General features: G+C 65.4%; 17 protein-coding genes. 7 read left to right on the top strand and 10 right to left on the bottom strand.

Features of this window, described 5'->3' with window-relative positions:
- The first annotated feature begins 39 nt into the window (after positions 1-39).
- Both GGD67_RS24025 and GGD67_RS24030 read left to right on the top strand, forming a co-directional pair.
- A complete protein-coding gene (locus GGD67_RS24025) occupies positions 40-363 on the top strand; it encodes a hypothetical protein (RefSeq protein WP_018318599.1) in 324 nt (107 codons plus the stop codon).
- A 238-nt stretch (positions 364-601) separates the two neighbouring features.
- Positions 602-889, top strand: coding sequence for a hypothetical protein (locus GGD67_RS24030; protein ID WP_179736277.1), 288 nt, complete (start codon positions 602-604; stop codon positions 887-889).
- 79 nt (positions 890-968) lie between these two features.
- On the opposite strand, the gene GGD67_RS24035 is transcribed toward GGD67_RS24030, so the two are convergent.
- Entirely contained in the window at positions 969-2195 is a 1227-nt protein-coding gene (locus GGD67_RS24035; protein WP_179736279.1) for a lytic murein transglycosylase, read from the bottom strand.
- Between the two features lie 7 nt (positions 2196-2202).
- Positions 2203-3852, bottom strand: coding sequence for an energy-dependent translational throttle protein EttA (gene ettA / locus GGD67_RS24040; protein WP_179736282.1), 1650 nt, complete (start codon positions 3850-3852; stop codon positions 2203-2205).
- A 234-nt stretch (positions 3853-4086) separates the two neighbouring features.
- On the opposite strand from ettA, the gene GGD67_RS24045 reads away from it, so the two are divergent.
- Positions 4087-4302: a hypothetical protein gene (locus GGD67_RS24045; RefSeq protein WP_018318594.1), complete on the top strand. Its 216-nt coding sequence runs from the start codon at positions 4087-4089 to the stop codon at positions 4300-4302.
- A gap of 143 nt (positions 4303-4445) precedes the next feature.
- Entirely contained in the window at positions 4446-5408 is a 963-nt protein-coding gene (locus tag GGD67_RS24050; protein ID WP_179736284.1) for a D-2-hydroxyacid dehydrogenase family protein, read from the top strand.
- 57 nt (positions 5409-5465) lie between these two features.
- On the opposite strand, the gene GGD67_RS24055 is transcribed toward GGD67_RS24050, so the two are convergent.
- Positions 5466-6668 carry a L,D-transpeptidase gene (locus GGD67_RS24055; RefSeq protein ID WP_179736395.1) on the bottom strand — a complete coding sequence of 401 codons (1203 nt, stop codon included), beginning with the start codon at positions 6666-6668 and terminating at the stop codon, positions 5466-5468.
- Positions 6669-7038: 370 nt separating this feature from the next.
- Here GGD67_RS24055 and GGD67_RS24060 point away from each other — a divergent pair, with 370 nt between their 5' ends.
- Positions 7039-7806 carry a hypothetical protein gene (locus tag GGD67_RS24060; protein WP_179736397.1) on the top strand — a complete coding sequence of 256 codons (768 nt, stop codon included), beginning with the start codon at positions 7039-7041 and terminating at the stop codon, positions 7804-7806.
- Positions 7807-7946: 140 nt separating this feature from the next.
- On the opposite strand, the gene sseA is transcribed toward GGD67_RS24060, so the two are convergent.
- The 3 genes from sseA to GGD67_RS24075 all read right to left on the bottom strand — a co-directional run bounded on the left by sseA (position 7947) and on the right by GGD67_RS24075 (position 10719).
- On the bottom strand, positions 7947-8804 hold the full coding sequence (gene sseA / locus GGD67_RS24065) for a 3-mercaptopyruvate sulfurtransferase (RefSeq protein ID WP_179736286.1): 858 nt from the start codon (positions 8802-8804) through the stop codon (positions 7947-7949).
- 98 nt (positions 8805-8902) lie between these two features.
- Positions 8903-9316 carry a rhodanese-like domain-containing protein gene (locus GGD67_RS24070; protein WP_179736288.1) on the bottom strand — a complete coding sequence of 138 codons (414 nt, stop codon included), beginning with the start codon at positions 9314-9316 and terminating at the stop codon, positions 8903-8905.
- A 227-nt stretch (positions 9317-9543) separates the two neighbouring features.
- Entirely contained in the window at positions 9544-10719 is a 1176-nt protein-coding gene (locus tag GGD67_RS24075; RefSeq protein WP_028145611.1) for a VWA domain-containing protein, read from the bottom strand.
- Between the two features lie 123 nt (positions 10720-10842).
- On the opposite strand from GGD67_RS24075, the gene GGD67_RS24080 reads away from it, so the two are divergent.
- Positions 10843-11088: a GlsB/YeaQ/YmgE family stress response membrane protein gene (locus GGD67_RS24080; protein ID WP_018318587.1), complete on the top strand. Its 246-nt coding sequence runs from the start codon at positions 10843-10845 to the stop codon at positions 11086-11088.
- Positions 11089-11196: 108 nt separating this feature from the next.
- Entirely contained in the window at positions 11197-12039 is an 843-nt protein-coding gene (locus tag GGD67_RS24085) for a MoxR family ATPase (protein ID WP_018318586.1), read from the top strand.
- Positions 12040-12881: 842 nt separating this feature from the next.
- Here the strand turns inward: GGD67_RS24085 and GGD67_RS24090 are convergent.
- The 4 genes from GGD67_RS24090 to GGD67_RS24105 form a co-directional block, all read right to left on the bottom strand.
- Positions 12882-14528, bottom strand: coding sequence for a GMC family oxidoreductase (locus GGD67_RS24090; protein WP_179736290.1), 1647 nt, complete (start codon positions 14526-14528; stop codon positions 12882-12884).
- A 228-nt stretch (positions 14529-14756) separates the two neighbouring features.
- Positions 14757-15350 (bottom strand): GNAT family N-acetyltransferase, encoded by a 594-nt coding sequence (locus tag GGD67_RS24095; protein WP_179736292.1) that lies wholly within the window; start codon positions 15348-15350, stop codon positions 14757-14759.
- A 195-nt stretch (positions 15351-15545) separates the two neighbouring features.
- The gene (locus GGD67_RS24100; RefSeq protein ID WP_179736294.1) at positions 15546-16472 is read right to left on the bottom strand and encodes an SMP-30/gluconolactonase/LRE family protein; all 927 of its coding nucleotides are present in this window, start codon (positions 16470-16472) and stop codon (positions 15546-15548) included.
- Positions 16473-16611: 139 nt separating this feature from the next.
- Positions 16612-17445, bottom strand: a complete 834-nt coding sequence (locus GGD67_RS24105; protein WP_179736296.1) for an AraC family transcriptional regulator — start codon at positions 17443-17445, stop codon at positions 16612-16614.
- Between the last annotated feature and the right edge of the window lie 139 nt (positions 17446-17584).

The raw sequence follows: 17584 nt of genomic DNA on the forward strand, positions 1-17584 counted from the left end.
CCAAAGGGTTCCCGCGTGTTCGTACGAAAGGTCAAGCCAATGAAGAAGCTGCTCCTGACGGTCGCCGCCGTCGCCTCCCTGGCCGTTGCGGCCGGATCCCCGGCCCATGCCCAGCGCGGCGTCGCGGCAGGCGTGGCGGCCGGCATCATCGGCGGCGCCATTGTCGGGGGCGCGCTGGCCTCTCCGTATTACTACGGACCTGGCCCCGGCTATTACGAACCCGGCTATTACCCGCCCCGTTACTATGCGCCGGGTCCGGGCTATGTCTCTGACGACTATTACGGCGGCGGCTGCGTCTGGCAGAAGCAGCGCTTCTGGGACGGCTATGCCTGGCGCGCCCGCCGCGTCAGAGTCTGCGGCTGAGACGACCTCGAACCGGTCATCGCGACTGCTTCGGCTGGCCGGTTCACTACGGATGCGCCGTTCATCTCCGGGCCTGAAAAAGACCGCTTTTTCTCGTCACAGCTCCGTGTGCGTTTACCGTGGGTTGACCAATTGCGCGCTTCCTAGCTGCACGGCCAATTCCATCAGCGTGTGCGTGAACCTTTGAAACCCGGGCGCCTCTAACAAGAGGAACCCATCTCCCAGGAGAGCCCTGAGCATGAAGAAGACTCTTGTTGCCGCCCTCACGGTTGCGACGATCGCCGGTTCGCTGGTGACTGCCGCTCCGTCCGCCAAGGCGCATGACGGCAGCATCGGCGCCGGCATTGCGGCCGGCCTGATTGGTGGCGCGATCGTCGGCGGCGCCATCGCGTCGAGCCGTCCGGCCTATGGCGGCCCCGTTTACGTCGCCGAGCCCGGCCTGCCGCCCCCGCCCTGCTACTGGCAGCGTCAGCGTTATTGGGACGGTTACGGCTGGGTCGTTCGCCCGGTTCGCGTCTGCTACTGATCTGATCGCACCGGCGCTCGTGAGCGCCGCGATCGAAGCCCGGCCGAGACCTCGGCCGGGCTTTTTCTTTGGTCGCGCGCTATCGCGCCGCCTGGATCGAGCGCAGCACCTCTTCGCTCGGCCAGCAATCGACCTTGAGACCCGCCGACTTCTGATAGGCACCGAGCGCGGCGCGCGTCTGCATGCCGGCCTTGCCGTCGATCTTGTCCTTGTAGAGCCCGACGCGCGTGAGCCCACGCTGCATGGTCTCGACATCCCTGGTGCGCAATTGCTTCGAGGCCGCCCATGGCGTTGCGAACGGCACCGGGCTCGTCATGCGGTCGGCAAGGTGGCCGACGAACAGCACGTAGAGATCGGAGAAATTGTATTCCTTGATGACGAAGTAGTTCTTCGTCGTCAGGAACGATGGGCCATAGATGCCTTCCGGCTGCAGCAGCGAGGCCGGCTGCGCCTGCTCTGCGGCACTCAGCTTCTGCCCGCGCACCGGCACAAAACCTTCGCGCAACCACTGGCCGAGCGGCTTCGTCACCTCGGGCACGCCGGTGGTACAATCGACCTTCGCGGGTGCTTGCACCTCGTATGCCCAGCGCACACCGCCCTGCCAGCCCTTGTTGACGAGTTGCTGCGCGGCCGAGGCCAGCGCGTCCGGCACCGAATGCCAGATGTCGATGCGGCCGTCGCCGTCGAAATCGACGCCGTGCTTGTAATATTCGGACGGCAGGAACTGCGTCAGCCCGGTGGCGCCCGCCCAGGACGAGCGCATGTCCTTGCGCGTCACCACGCCTTCGCCGAGGATCTTCAGCGCGAGGATGAACTCGGTGCGGTATTGCTCCTTGCGGCGCCCGACATAGGCCTGCGTCGCCAGCACACGGACGAGATCGTAAGGCAGCGTGTAGCGGCCGTAATCGGTCTCGCGGCCCCAGATCGCGAGCATCACGGTTGCCGGCACGCCGGACTTCTTCTCGATCTCGCTCAGCGAGGCGCGATATTTCTGCAGCAGCCGCTGCCCCTCGCCCGCAAGCCGCGCGATCGAGGCTTCCTTGACGTAATCGGCCGGTACCTGCACGAACTCGGCCTGCGACGGCGCACCTAGCGCGGGCCTTCCGGGCAGGATCAGATCGGGCAGCTTGTAGTCGGGCTCGAGCCCGCGCGTCTGCTCGTCGAACGTCTTGCGCGAGACGCCTTCTGCCTGCGCCTCCGGCCACAGCGAGGCGATGAACTGGGTGAAGGCGGCATCGGCGGCGCGCGCGGACGTCCAGCCGCAGGTGACCACGATCACCGCAGCGATGAGCGCCCGCCGCATCATGCCAGGATCACCGCGTCAGCTTCTTGTACTTCACGCGGTGCGGAATGATGCTGTCCTGGCCGAGCCGGCGCATCTTGTCCTTCTCGTAATCCTGGAAGTTGCCTTCGAACCATTCGACGTGGCTGTCGCCTTCGAAGGCCAGGATGTGGGTCGCGATACGGTCGAGGAACCAGCGATCATGGCTGATGATCACAGCGCAGCCGGCAAAATCCTCCAGCGCCTCTTCGAGCGCGCGCAGCGTGTCGACGTCGAGGTCGTTGGTCGGCTCGTCGAGCAGCAGTACGTTGGCGCCGGACTTCAGCATCTTGGCGAGATGCACACGGTTGCGTTCGCCGCCGGAGAGCGCGCCGACCTTCTTCTGCTGGTCCGCGCCCTTGAAGTTGAAGGACGAGCAATAGCCGCGCGAGTTCACTTCCTTCTTGCCGAGCAAGATCAGCTCGTTGCCGCCGGAGATCTCCTCCCACACGTTCTTGCTACCGTCGAGCGCGTCGCGCGACTGGTCGACATAGCCGAGATGCACGGTCTCGCCGACCGTGATCGTGCCCTTGTCCGGGGTCTCCTGCTTGGTGATCATCTTGAACAGCGTGGTCTTGCCGGCGCCGTTGGCACCGATCACGCCGACAATGCCGCCCGGCGGCAGCTTGAAGGTGAGATCGTCGATCAACAGGCGATCGCCATAGCCTTTGCTGAGGCCTTCGAAATCGACCACATTGGCACCGAGCCGCTCGGCGACAGGAATGATGATCTGCGCGGTCTGGGTCTGCTTCTCGCTCGCCTGCTTGAGTAGCTCCTCGTAGCGCTGATAGCGCGCCTTGGACTTGGCCTGGCGCGCCTTCGGCGAGGACGCGACCCATTCCTGCTCGCGGGCAATCGTCTTCTGGTGCGCGGCGTCTTCGCGTCCTTCCTGCTCCAGCCGCTTCTGCTTCTGCACCAGCCAGGACGAGTAATTGCCCTCGTAGGGAATTCCCTTGCCGCGATCGAGCTCGAGAATCCAGCTCGTGACGTTGTCGAGGAAGTAGCGATCGTGGGTGACGATCAGGATCGCGCCGGGATAGTTGCGCAAATGCCCTTCCAGCCACGACACCGACTCCGCGTCGAGATGGTTGGTCGGCTCGTCCAGCAGCAGCAGATCGGGCTGGTCGAGCAGCAACCGGCACAGCGCCACGCGGCGGCGCTCGCCGCCCGAGAGCTTGGTGACGTCGGCATCGTCAGGCGGGCAGCGCAGCGCGTCCATGGCCTGGTCGACCTTGCTGTCGAGATCCCAGAGGCCCTGGGCCTCGATCTCATCCTGCAGCTTGGTCATCTCGTCGGCGGTTTCCTCGGAGTAGTTCATCGCCAGCTCGTTGTAGCGATCGAGGATGGCCTTCTGCTTGGCGACGCCCAGCATGACGTTCTCGCGCACGCTCAGTGCCGGATCGAGATGCGGCTCCTGCTCGAGATAGCCGACACGGGCGCCCTGCGCGACCCAGGCCTCGCCGTTATACTCCTTGTCGAGGCCAGCCATGATCTTGAGCAGCGTCGACTTGCCCGAGCCGTTGACGCCGAGCACGCCGATCTTGGCGTCCGGGTAGAACGACAGATGGATGTTATCGAGCACCTTCCGGGTCGGGTAGCTCTTGGTCAGGCCCTGCATGAAATAGATGAACTGGCGCGCCATAGGTCCCGAAAACCTTCGATTTGAGGAAATTTGCTTCGCCGCCGATGTAACGATCCCGCCCCCAAAGGGCAATGTTTTCCGTCCGTTCACCACGGATGAATACGGGACGGACACCATCCGGCCACCGATCCGGACAATTGAAACCATCTTTTAATAAATCAGGCCGAAAGCTCGGTTTCGCGCGGAAACAGCGCCACCCGCTCAGAACGAACGGGAGCACAGCGAGGCCGCATCATGGCTCTGATCGAGACCAACTCACTTCCTGTTCCGGCAGAAGCCGGCCACGTCTCCGGGCTCGTCTCGGAGGTCGCGGGGTTCTGGAAGCGCTTCTTCGCCACCGCCTTCAATCCCTACCGGCCCGAACTGCATTACATGCGTGGACCCGGTCCCGCCTGGCGCGCCAAGCACGGCATGGATGCGCCGTTCCGGCTCAAGCCCCGGGATCTCTGAGCGCCTCCTTCCTATCGGACTTTTGAAGACGCAAGCGGCTTGCGCGCCGTCCTGATTGCGCGCAACCATGGCCTGGTTCCGACGACGGCGCTCGCCCAGCGCCCTCACCTCTCGCCATCAACTCTGGCCCTGGATGAACGCTGATGAGCCGGCTGCGCTGTGCAATTCTCGACGACTATTTCAACCTCGCGCTCGACGTCGCCGACTGGCAGAAACTGTCCGACCGCCTCGACGTCACCGTGTTCAGCCATCCCTTCGCCTCCGAGCAGGCAGCAGCCAGCGCACTCGCCGATTTCGAGATCATCTGCGCGATGCGCGAGCGGACGGCCTTCCCGAAGAGCCTGTTCGAGAGCTTGCCGAAGCTGAAGCTGCTGCTCACGTCAGGCATGCGCAACGCCGCGATCGACATGGAAGCCGCGAAGGCGCGCGGCGTCACCGTCGGCGGCACGCAATATTCGCGCGACCCCACAGCGCCCCTCACCATGGGGCTAATCCTGGAGCTGACCCGCGGCATCGGCCGCGAGAACGCGCGCATGCATGCCGGCGAGCCCTGGCAGACCTTCGCCGGCGTCGAGATCGAGGGAATGACGCTCGGCATTGTCGGGCTCGGCAAGCTCGGCAGCAGGATGGCCGGGATCGCCAAGGCGTTCGGCATGAACGTGATCGCCTGGAGCCCGAACCTCACGCCGGAGAAATGCGCGGCCGCCGGCGTCGGCTACGCTACCAAGGAGGAGCTGTTCGCCAAGGCCGACGTCGTCACCATCCACGTGGTGCTCAGCGAGCGCTCGCGTGGTTTGGTCGGCGCTGCAGATCTCGCGCGGATGAAGCCGACGGCCTTCCTCGTCAACACCGCGCGCGGGCCGATCGTGGACGAGCAGGCGCTGCTCGAGGCCTTGCAGCAGCGCAAGATCGCGGGCGCCGGCATCGACGTGTTTTCGGTCGAGCCGCTGCCGGTCGACCATCCCTTCCGCAAGCTCGACAACCTCGTGCTGACGCCGCATCTCGGCTACGCCACCGAGGACGGCCTGCGCATCCATTACGGCCAGATGGTCGAGGCGATCGATGCCTTCACCAAAGGCAGCGAGTTGCCGCGCAAGCTGGCCTGAAACGATGAAGGGCGTGCCGATGGCACGCCCTTCTCAATCTGAATTCTCGCAAAGCGCTTAGCGCACGGTGACCGGTGCAGGCAGCGGCGGCACGACCGTCGGCTGCGTGCCGGGGACCGGACCAGCCTGGGCGGCCATCGGAGCCGGACCGGCGGCAGGTCCGGGCGCCGGCGCAGCGGACGCCGTCGCCGTTCCCGGCGGCGGGCCACCGGGCATCACCACCACGCGGGTGCCGACCTTGACGCGATCGAACAGGTCGGAGACGTCCTCGTTCAGCATGCCGATACAGCCGGACGAGACGAACTTGCCGATGGTCGAGGGCTGGTTGGTGCCGTGGATGCGGTAGACGGTCGAGCCGAGATACATCGCGCGGGCGCCGAGCGGATTGCCGGGGCCGCCGGCCATGAAGCGCGGCAGATAAGGCTGGCGCTCGATCATCTCGGTCGGCGGATGCCAATCCGGCCACTCGGCCTTGCGGGTGATCTTCTGCACGCCGGTCCAGGTGAAGCCGTCGCGGCCGACGCGGACGCCGTAGCGGATCGCGCGGCCATTGCCGAGCACGTAATAGAGATAGGTGTTGGGGGTATCGACCACGAGGGTGCCCGCGGGCTCCTTGGTCTGGAACGCGACCTCCTGGCGGCGCAGGTTCTGCGGCAGCTGCACCGGCGCAGCATCGGGCTGCTCCTCGGGCGGCAGCGCGGCCATCGTCATCGGTCTTCCATCGGTGCCGACGGGCGGCTGGCCGGCCTGGACCGTACCGGTCGCGGCGGGACCACCAACGGCTTCCGGCGGACGCATGCCGTCATTGGCGGGGGCCTGACCTTGACCCGGGCGATTTGCGTAGATCACCGGCGGCGGACCGGCGGGGCGGCCGTAGCGGGGATCGTCGGGCGACATCACGGGGCCCTGCGGGGCGGCCGAATAGACCGGCGGAGCGCCAGCCGGGCGGCCATAACGCGGATCATCCGGCGACATCACCGGACCCTGCGGCGGCGCGGCCGAGTAGACCGGGGGAGCGCCGACCGGACGGCCATAGCGCGGATCGTCGGCCGGGCCGGGCGGCGGCAGCGATGCCTGCGGCATCGCGTCGTCGTCATCGTCCAGCGCGTCGAAATTTGGCGTGCGGTCGCCGGGCCGATATTCGGCCGGGGCGCCGTAGCTCGGGGCCTGCTGAACCGGATAGCTCTGAGCCTGCGCGAGCGAGGTTCCCGCCGCAGCGACTGTCGCGGCAGCGCATATCGTCAGAAAGTGTTTGATCATCATCGCTCTTGTATAGTCCCCAAGCCCGATCGGACCGTTAACGGCCAGATGGCCGAAGATAGCGGCACATTCAAGACATATCAGGCTTATTTGCGCCGGACCTGCCGATTTGTGATCCGCAAGACTACCGTTGCCCCGTTGCATCACGGGGCGGAAATCAACTCATGACGTCAATTGCCGGAGTCTTCGGCCCCGTTTTTTGCGGAACGGGTCGGAATCGTTGCGGTATGTTCGAATCAGCCTGATTCGCCGCCCATTTGAGACTCCCGATCCCCGCGTGGCGAACGCGGCAAACAGTACCGTCACCGCGTTCAGATGGCTCTTGGGCCCTGGCCTCTTCGCCGCCGGGGCGGAAATTCGCAACCGCTCGATGCTTCCCGGCTTTCGCTTCCTGTTTGCCGCGATCCTGCTGTCAGTCTCCATCCTGGTGTTCGGCCTGGGCGCCGCCGCACTGCTGCGGGCGAGCCATGAGCAGTATGTCAGCAACCCCTCCTGGCGGAACGGCCCGCAGGAGCAGGTGTTCGCGCAGGCTCCCGAGCCGGCCCAGCCGGTGCTCGCGGTCCTTCGCGCGGAGCCGGAGCTGACCGCCGAGCCCGAGCCGTCGCTACGCGACCGGGTGCCGACCATTGGACTGCCCGAAAGCGAGCCCGAGCAGGTCGCCGCCCTGACGACCGAGACCGAGACTCAGTCCCAGGTCGCGGCACCTCCGGCTGACGTCCCGGTCGCCGAACCGGCCAAGGGCGAGACGGCGACGGAGACCGCAGCGCCGGCGCCCGCCGATACGCTCACCGCTGCCGACGCCACGGCGTCGATCCCCGCGGCCGAGCCTGCCGCGACCACCAGCGAGCCGGCGCCGGTCGATCCCAGCGCGGCCCTGGCCTCCTCCGCACTCGATGCCGCCTCGGCCAAGCTGGCGGCTCTGAACGAGCCGGCGACGACGGCCGTGAAGGATGCGCCGGCGAAGGCCAAGACCGAGAGCAAGGCTGATAGCAAGCCTGACGACAAGGCGACCAAGCGCAAGGCGAAGGCGAAGAAGCGACACCGCGTGGTGCGACGTCCGCCGCCTCAGCAGCTGCAGCAGCAGCTCGACCCGTTCGGCCAGCCGCAGACCTTCGCGACGACCGGGCGCACGCGCTGATCTTACTTCACCTCTCCCTGCTTGCGGGGAGAGGTCGGAATGCGCGCGTAGCGCGGATTCCGGGTGAGGGGTACAGGTCACTCGATCGTCTCATCGTGTGGAGAGAGGCCCCTCACCCCAACCCTCCGTCATCGTGGCGCTCACGCCGGCCCGGTCGCGATCGGCGGGCCTTTTTCCTGGCCCCATTCCGACCACGAGCCGTCATAGAGCGCGGTGTCGGTGATCCCCAGGCGATAGAGCGCGAGCGTCAGCACGCCGGCCGACACGCCCGAGCCGCAGCTCGTCACGATCGGCGCATCGAGCTTGACGCCGGCGCTGGTGAAGACGGCGCGCAGATCCTCGAGCGGCTTCATCGTGCCGGTCGCGGCATCGAACAGCTGATTGTAGGGCACATTGCGCGCGCCGGGGATGTGGCCGGAGCGGATGCCCGCCCGGGGCTCGGGCGCACGGCCCTCGAAGCGGTCGGCGGCGCGCGCGTCGATCACCTGCTCGGCACGGCTTTCGACATTGGCGATCAGCTGCTGCATGCTGCGCACGCGCTTCGGATCGTAAGTCGCCTCGAACGTCGCCGGCTTCGGCTTCACCTCGCCGCTCTCGACCGCTCGCCCCTCGGCGCGCCACTTCTTCAAGCCGCCATTGAGGATGCGCACGTTGTTATGGCCGAAGGCCAGGAACATCCACCACGCGCGAGGAGCTGCGACCCAGCCGCCGGCATCGTAGAGCACGACGGTGTCGGCGTTGGAGATGCCGAGATTGCCGATGTCACGGCCGAACTGCTCGGCGCTCGGATACATGTGCGGCAGCGGGTTGGAATGGTCCGACACCGCATCGACGTCGAAGAACGCAGCGCCCGGCAGGTGCGCGGCGAGATAATCGTCCTTCGGCAGCGGCAGCACGCCCGGCAGCTTGAAGCTGGCGTCGAGCACCTTGACGTTGGCATCGTTGATGTGGGCGGCGAGCCATTCGGTGGAGACGAGGGGGTCGGTGGCGCTGGTCATGTTTTCTGTACTCTCCAATCGTCATGGCCGGGCTCGACCCGGCCATCCATCCTTCTTGAAATGATGGACACGCGGGTCAAGCCCGCGTGTGACAAGTTTTAGCCCTTCTTCTTCGGCTCCCACTGCTCGGTCGGCCCGCCGGCATCGCGCCAGGCGGCGTAGCCGCCGGCGATGTGGGCGACGGGCTTGAGGCCCATGTCCTGCGCGGTCTTGGCCGCGAGCGCGGAGCGCAGGCCGCCAGCGCAGTGGAAGACGAACTTCTTGTCCTCCTGGAAGACCGGCTTTGCGTAGGGGCTCTGCGGATCGATCCAGAATTCGAGCATGCCGCGGGTGCAGGCGAACGCGCCGGGGATGCGGCCGTCGCGCTCGATCTCGCGGGGGTCGCGGATGTCGACGATGACGACATCGCCGTTCTTGGAGATCTCGATGGCGTCCTTGGCGTTGAGCGTCTCGATCTCGGCACTGGCCTCGTCGATCAGCGCCTTGATGCCGCGGGTGATGTTTTGGGGCATGTGGTTCTCCCTCAATTCATTCGTAGCCGTTGTTACGGCGTCTGCGGGCCGCACACTCGGTGCAACCTCTCCCGCTTGCGGGGGAGGTCGCGGCGCGAAGCGACGCGGGTGGGGGCTCTCTCCTCTTGGGGAGCGTCGCCCGTGGCGATACCCCCTCCCCAACCCTCCCCCGCAAGCGGGAGAGGGAGCACACTGCCGTTGCCGATAGAGCCCGGCCTCGTCATGCATCAGTGCGTCAATTCCTTCATCGCGCCCTCAAGCCCCTCGATCGTGATCGGATACATCCGGTTGGCAAAAATGCGTTTGATGATGGTGGTCGATTCCGAATAATCCCAATGCTTCTGAGCGACCGGGTTCAGCCACACTGCATGCGGATAGGTGCGGATGATGCGGTCCAGCCAGACCGAGCCGGGCTCCTCGTTGACGTGCTCGACCGAGCCGCCGGGCACCATGATCTCGTAAGGCGACATCGAGGCGTCGCCGACGAACACGATCTTGTAGTCGTGCGGGTATTTGTGCAGCACGTCCCAGGTCGGCGTGCGGTCGGTGAAGCGGCGCTTGTTCTGCTTCCACACGCCTTCATAGAGGCAGTTGTGGAAGTAGAAATACTCCATGTGCTTGAACTCGCTCTTCGCCGCCGAGAACAGCTCCTCGACCTGCTCGATATGCGCGTCCATGGAGCCGCCGATGTCGAAGAACACCAGGAGCTTCACCGCGTTGCGCCGCTCGGGGCGCATGTGAACGTCGAGATAGCCGTGATTGGCGGTCTCGCGGATGGTGGTGTCGAGATCGAGCTCATCGGGCGCGCCGGTGCGCGCGAATTTGCGCAGACGGCGCAGCGCCACCTTGATGTTGCGGATGCCGAGCTCGACATTACCGTCGAGGTCCTTGAACTCGCGCTTGTCCCACACCTTTACGGCGCGGTTGTTGCGGTTCTTCTCCTGGCCGATGCGCACGCCTTCGGGATTGTAGCCATGGGCGCCGAACGGCGAGGTGCCGGCGGTGCCGATCCACTTCGAGCCGCCCTGGTGGCGGCCCTTCTGCTCCTCGAGGCGCTTCTTCAGGGTCTCCATGAGCTTGTCCCAGCCCATGGCCTCGATCTGCTTCTTCTCTTCGTCGGTCAGGTATTTCTCGGCGAGCTTCTTCAGCCACTCCTCGGGGATCTCCGCCTTCTCCATGGCGTCGAGCAGGTTTTCCAACCCCTTGAACACCGTACCGAAGACGCGGTCGAACTTGTCGAGGTTGCGCTCGTCCTTCACCAGCGAGGTGCGCGACAGGTAATAGAAATTCTCGACCGAATAATCCGACAGATCGGCGTCGAGCGCCTCCATCAGCGTGAGGTATTCGCGCAGCGTCACGGGGACCTGCGCGTCGCGCAGAGAGGTGAAGAATTGCAGGAACATGGGTGACAGATTGCCCGTCGGGTGGCTGACGTCAAGGGGCGGAGACCGTCGCGGGGTGCTGGACCGGGAAGCTTTTTGCTCTAGAATTGGGGCTCTCACGGGGTTGTTTTGGGGACGTTTGCAATGGGAATTGTCGCAGCGCTCATCATCGGCGCGATCGCAGGCTGGCTTGCGGGCAAGATTGTCCACGGGGCGGGATTTGGACTGATCGGCAACATCGTCGTCGGCATCATCGGCGCGCTGGTCGCAAGCTGGGTGTTGCCCCAGCTGCACATTCAGCTGGCAACAGGCACGGTCGGCGCCATCGTGGACGCCACCATCGGCGCGGTGATTGTGCTCGTCATCCTTTCGCTGATAAAACGGGTCTGAAAGCCTGACCGAACCGGGAACGGCCGCCGCGAGCGGCCGTTCCCTTGTCGCGACCGGGGCCATGACATTGGCAAATGCATCGCGCCGACGATTACCCAAGGACACGCAATGAAATTTACCGGCACCAAGGACTATGTTGCGACCGACGATCTCAAGGTCGCCGTCAATGCCTCGATCGTGCTGGAGCGCCCGCTGCTCATCAAGGGCGAGCCCGGCACCGGCAAGACCGTGCTAGCGGAGGAAGTGGCGAAGGCGTTGAACGCGCCGCTTTTGACCTGGCACATCAAGTCCACCACCAAGGCGCAGCAAGGCCTCTACGAATACGACGCGGTGTCGCGCCTGCGCGACAGCCAGCTTGGCGACGCGCGCGTGTCCGACATCAAGAACTACATCAAGCGCGGCAAGCTGTGGGAAGCCTTCACCGCCGAGCAGCGCCCGGTGCTCTTGATCGACGAGATCGACAAGGCCGACATCGAATTCCCGAACGATTTGCTGCTCGAGCTCGACCGCATGGAATTCCATGTCTACGAGACCGGCGAGACGATCAAGGCCAAGCAGCGCCCGATCATGATGATCACCTCCAACAACGAGAAGGAGCTACCGGACGCCTTCCTGCGCCGCTGCTTCTTCCACTACATCAAGTTCCCCGATGCCGACACCATGCATCGGATCGTCGACGTCCACTTCCCCGGCATCAAGAAGCGCCTGGTGGAAGAGGCGCTGCGCATCTTCTTCGAGGTGCGCGAGGTGCCCGGCCTGAAGAAGAAGCCGTCGACCTCGGAATTGCTCGACTGGCTCAAGCTGCTGCTCAACGAGGACATGAGCGTCGAGCAGCTGCGCGAGCGCGACCCGCGAAAGCTGATCCCGCCGCTGCACGGCGCGCTGCTCAAGAACGAGCAGGACGTTCATCTGTTCGAGCGGCTGGCGTTCTTGAGCAGAAGGGAAGTGTGAGACGCCTCGTGTAACGCACGGTGCCGTAGGGTGGGCAAAGGCGCAAAGCGCCGTGCCCACCATTTGCTTCTGGTGGGCACGCTGCGTTTTGCCCATCCCTACGATGTTCGCGCATGTGGCAACAGCTTCACCATTTCGGTCGCGTTTTGAATCGCAGACACGCCTTCGCGTCCTCGCGGCGCATCTCGCCCGAGCTTTGCTTCAATCGCTCCGCCCTCCAAGAAAGAGGGCGCAGGGAAGGCCGGGTGCTGACCTCGCACCCGCGGTCTGCTGCGCAAAAGGCAGACGCAGAAAACCGCACAGCAGCATACAGGTGGTGCCGAACACACGGCCTTCCCTGCGCGATGGTCGGACGGCTTATGCCGTGATCTCCCGGGAGCCGAACTTTCCCTCTGGCCTCCCTCGCCCCGCGAATTGACGATGCCGTCTGCCCGGTTGGGCTCGCGCGCATCTCCGCGAAGGGCTTGACCGTAGCAACGACGGACAGGACCACACGGTTTTGCCGTACGCGCTCAGCGCCGTTCGTCTACACGCGGCCGCGGACTCACAGGGACTACCCGCCCTGCCCGCTACCGTCTCGTGCCGACGCTGCCGCGTCCACCGCAACCCGGCCCGCGTTTCGAACGACTCGCGAACCGCCCCTCTTCGTCGGGCCGGGCTGGCTCGATGTATGCCGCAATTCCGAATTTCGGTAAAGTGGAATATTTTTGCGAAGAGGGATTGACGGGCGGCGACACAGCAAGCTTGTAGGGTGGGCAAAGGCGCACTTGCGCCGTGCCCACCACCTCTACAATGTCTCAACCGAAGGTGGGCACGCTTCGCTTTGCCCACCCTACGAAGCCCTACGCCACCGCGGCGTCCGGAATCCTTGCGGCTTCCATCGGCTGCTTGCCGCGGATCAGGTCCGAGGCGCGGTCGGCGATCATCATCGTCGACGCGTTCAAATTCGCCGAGATCATGCGCGGCATGACCGAGGCGTCGATGACGCGGAGGCCTTCGAGGCCGTGGACGCGGAGTTGGTCGTCGACCACGGCCCAGGTCGAACCCGCCGGGCCCATGCGGCAGGTGCAGCCGGGGTGGAAGGTGGTGGTGCCGCGCTCGGTGGCGGCTTGCAAGAACTCGTCGTCGGTGTTGACGTTGGGGCCGGGGAAATCCTCGTAGGCGTAATAGGGCGACAACGGCGCGGACTTCAAAAGACGCCGCGCGAGCTTCATGCCGCCGACGATGACGCGGCGGTCGAGCTCGGCATCGAGATAGTTGGTCTGGATGATCGGAGGTGCGAACGGATCGGACGAGCGGATGCGGACATAGCCGCGGCTCTCCGGGCGCTGCTGCCAGGACGCCACGGTCATGCCGGGCTCGTCCTCGAGCTGGCCCTGCACGCCTTCCTTGTAGGACGCCGGCGTAAAGGTGAGCTGGAGGTCAGAGCTCTCGGCGCTCTCGCCGGAATGCCAGAAGCAATAGACCATGGTCGGCGACAGCGAGAGCAGGCCGCGGCGCGCGGTCGCCCATTTCAGCGCCTCGATCCACAGCGAGAAGCCGCGGCGAAGCTCGTTGATGGTCTTGATGTCTTTGACGCGCGCCACCGTGCGCGGGGCATAGTGGTCCTGCAGGCCCTCACCGACCGGCAGCGCGTGACGCACCGCGATGCCGTGCTGCTGCAGCAGATCGGGCGAGCCGACCCCGGAGAGTTGCAAGAGCTGCGGCGAATTATAGGTGCCGCCGGAGAGGATGACTTCCTTGTTGGCGCGCACCTCCACCGGCGTGCCGCCGCGGCCGCCCTTGGTGTAGCGCACGCCGACGGCGCGCTTGCCCTCGAAGATGATCTCGGTCGCGTGCGCATGGGTGTGCACATGCACGTTGGGCCGCTTCATCGCCGGTTTGAGGAACGCGGTCGCGCCGGAGACGCGCAGGCCGTTGTTGATGGTGCGCTGGCAGTAGGAGACGCCTTCCTGGGTCTTGCCGTTGTAGTCGGGATTGCGGGGAATGCCGAGCGAGACCGCGCCTTCCATGAAGGCTTCGCACAGCGGGTCGCGCCACTCCATGGTGGTGACGGTGAGACTGCCTTCGCGGCCGCGATAGGTGTCCTCGCCCTCGCCCACGCGTTTCTCCAGCCGGCGGAAGTAGGGCAGCACGTCGGCATAGCCCCAGCCGCGATTGCCCATCTGCGCCCAGGTGTCGAAATCCATCCGCTGGCCGCGGTTGTAGATGTGGCCGTTGATCGAGGACGAGCCGCCGAGCGTCTTGCCGCGCGGCGCATAGATGCTGCGCCCGCCGGTCCAGGGCCCTGGCTCCTGCTGGTAGGCCCAGTTGATGCTCTTCATGTGGAAGGTCTTGATGAAGCCCGCCGGCAGATGGATGTAGGGATGCCAGTCAGACGGGCCGGCTTCCAGCACGCACACGCTGGTGTTGGGGTCTTCGCTCAGCCGGCTGGTGAGCACGCAACCGGCAGAGCCCGCGCCGACGATCACATAATCAAATCTGTCCATGATGAATCGCGTCCTTAGCGCGCAATCAGTATTGATCGAATGGTGCTGGCCACAAGCACGCTCCACCTCTCCCGCTTGCGGGGGAGGTCGGCGCGAAGCGCCGGGTTGGGGCTCTCTCCACGCGGGGAGTCCCACCGCGGAGACACCCCCTCCCCAACCCTCCCCCGCAAGCGGGAGAGGGAGCGCAGCTCGATCGCGGATACATCGAACTCAGTCTCGTGCTCATCGCTAGCGCGGCTTGTCGTTGAGTTGAAATTCCAGATGCGTCTTCACCGTCGGCCATTCGGCGGCGGTGATGCTGTAGACCACGGTGTCGCGCAGCGTGCCGTTCGGCGCGACCTGGTGGCTGCGCAGGATGCCGTCCTGCTTGGCGCCGAGGCGCTCGATGGCGCGGCGGCTCTGGTGGTTGAAGAAGTGGGTGCGGAATTCGACCGCGATGCAGTTCAGCATCTCGAAAGCATGGCGCAACAGCAGTAATTTGCACTGCGTGTTGAGCGGGCCGCGCTGCGCGCTCTTGCCGTACCAGGTCGAGCCGATCTCGACGCGGCGGTTGGCAGCATCGATGTTCATGTAGGTGGTCATGCCGACGACGTTGCCGCCGGCGTCGAACACGGTGAACGGCAGCATCGAGCCCGCGGCCTGCAGCCCGAGGCGCCGGTCGATCTCCTTGGCCATGTTCTCCGGCAGCGGGATCGCGGTGTACCAAAGCTTCGACAGCTCACCGTCCTTCACGGCGGTCACCAGCCCGTCGAGATGCTGATGCGACAGCGGCTCGAGATGGGCGTGCTGTCCACGCAGGGTGATGGGATCGGGCCAGGGCATTTGAGGTCTCTCCTTACGTCACTGTGCGGCGAGGCATTCCGGGTGCCAGATCCTCATCCTGAGGAGCGCGGAACGCGCGTCTCGAAGGATGAAGGCCCGGCTGGTGGCCTCGCCCTTCGAGACGCGCGCGAAGGGCGCGCTCCTCAGGGTGAGGGTCTGAGAGTTACCTCGCCGCTCGCACAATGACGGCTTGGCTCACTTGTTTAAAAAATTCAACGGCAATCCGCTGCGCGGCCAGTCCATGGCGACCAGCTCGCCCTTGCCTGACAGCGTGATGTAGGCCGTCTTCAGCTCGGGGCCGCCGAAGGCGATATTGGTGGTGACGCGGTCGCCGGTCGGGACCTGCTCCACCAGCGTGCCGTCGGGTGCGATCACCGAGATGCAGCCGGAGACGAGGGTGGCGACGCAGACATTACCGCCGGCTTCCACCGCGAGCGAGTCGAACATCTGGTAGCCGCCGAGGCCGCAGATCGGCTTGCCGCGCTCGCCGCGATAGATCACGTCGCGCGGCTTCAGCGTGCCGGGCGCGGAGAGCTCGTAGGCCCACAGCCGGCCGGTCGGCGTCTCCGCGATGTAGACGGTATTCTCATCCGGCGACAGCCCGATGCCGTTGGCCGGCAATATGCCGTGCACGATCTCGACGAGCTCGGTCATCCCGGGCTTGAGGTAGTACATGCCGCCGACGTCCATCTCGCGCGCGCGGCGCTTGCCGAGATCGGAGAACCACAGGCCGCCCTGCTTGTCGAACACCAGATCGTTCGGCCCGCGCAGATCGTGCTCGCCGCATCTGGTGACGACGGTCTCGACCTTGCCGGATTGCAGATCGACGCGCTGGATCGAGCCGCCGAGGTAATCGTCGGGCTGCGGGCCCGGCATGATCATGTTGCGGGTCGGGATCCAGGAGAAGCCGCCGTTGTTGCAGATGTAGATCTTGCCGTCGGGCCCGAGCGCGGCACCGTTCGGGCCGCCCGGAATCTTCGCGACGATCTCCTTGCGGCCGTCGGGATAAACGCGCGTCAGGCGCTGGCCACGGATCTCCACCAGCACCACCGAACCGTCCGGCATCACGACCGGCCCTTCGGGAAATTCGAGGTCGGCGGCGAGAACGCGGACGTCAGACATTGGGGACCCTCCCGGCTGCTTGTTATGGCTTGCACGGGATGTCCGGCACGGGCCCCACACGCAAGATTTGCCTGCGGTTATGACAAAGTCGCCTCGGCTTGCCAAGCAAGCGGGATGGAATGCCAGCGTTGCGGAAGCCTTACTGCTTCACCGGCAGCCAGATCTCGAAGCCGCCATTCCCGGTTGCGGGATCGAAGGCCTCGTCGTAGCGCTCGAAGCTCGGCGCGTCCGCGGCGGTCAATCCCGAGGCGGGCAGCCATCGATTCCAGATCGTGTTGACGGTGCGGCGGATCGAGGCGACGTGCTCGGTATGCGTGAACACCGCATAGCGCTGCTCGGGAATACGGATGCGGGCGAAGCGTCGCGGCAGGTCCGAGAACTCGGCGACCTCGACGCCCGCGATGTAGTCGAAATTGCCGGAATCGTCGCCGTTGCAGCAGACGCCGTAGGCGACCTGTCCGACCCTCGATGGAATATCGGCGACCTCCTGATGAAAGCGGTGCCACAGGCCGGGGATGACTGCGCCGTTGTCGCAGGAGATGCGCTCGCCGGGACCGGCGACGAGCAACGCCCGCGCGGTCTCGAAGCGCGGCGGGGCGAGATGGTCGAGCATGGTGGAGTCCATGAGGATCGGCTCCTGAAGCTTGAGGTCATTGACGCACATTGCCGCCCTGACCGCTTCGGGCGTGGTGCCGAATTGGTCGCGGAACGCGCGGGTGAAGGCTTCGTGCGAGCCGTAGTCGGCCTCCAGCGCGACACTGAGGATGTTCGGCGCGCCGTTCGCGAGAAGACGCGCCGCCTCGGTCAGCCGCCGCGCGCGGACGTAGCGCATCACCGGAAGGCCGGTGGCTGCGGCAAACGCGCGCACGATGTGGAACCGCGACACGCCCGCGATCGCAGCGATCTCGTCGAGCGTCATCGGCTCGGCCAGATGGCTCTCGATATACCAGAGCGCGCGTTGGGCAGGGTTCATAGCGGCTCAACCCTCGTTCGAAGCGTGACGATGATGCGCCCTCAGCGCCGGCTTCGCTTGATCGGCATTGCTGTCCTCGCGTGAGGATAGTCCGGGATTAGCCACTGGCAACGTCCCGGCGTTCGCGGCTAGACTGTTT

The organism is Bradyrhizobium sp. IAR9, from assembly GCF_013408065.1.
In the GTDB taxonomy this organism is placed as follows: domain Bacteria; phylum Pseudomonadota; class Alphaproteobacteria; order Rhizobiales; family Xanthobacteraceae; genus Bradyrhizobium.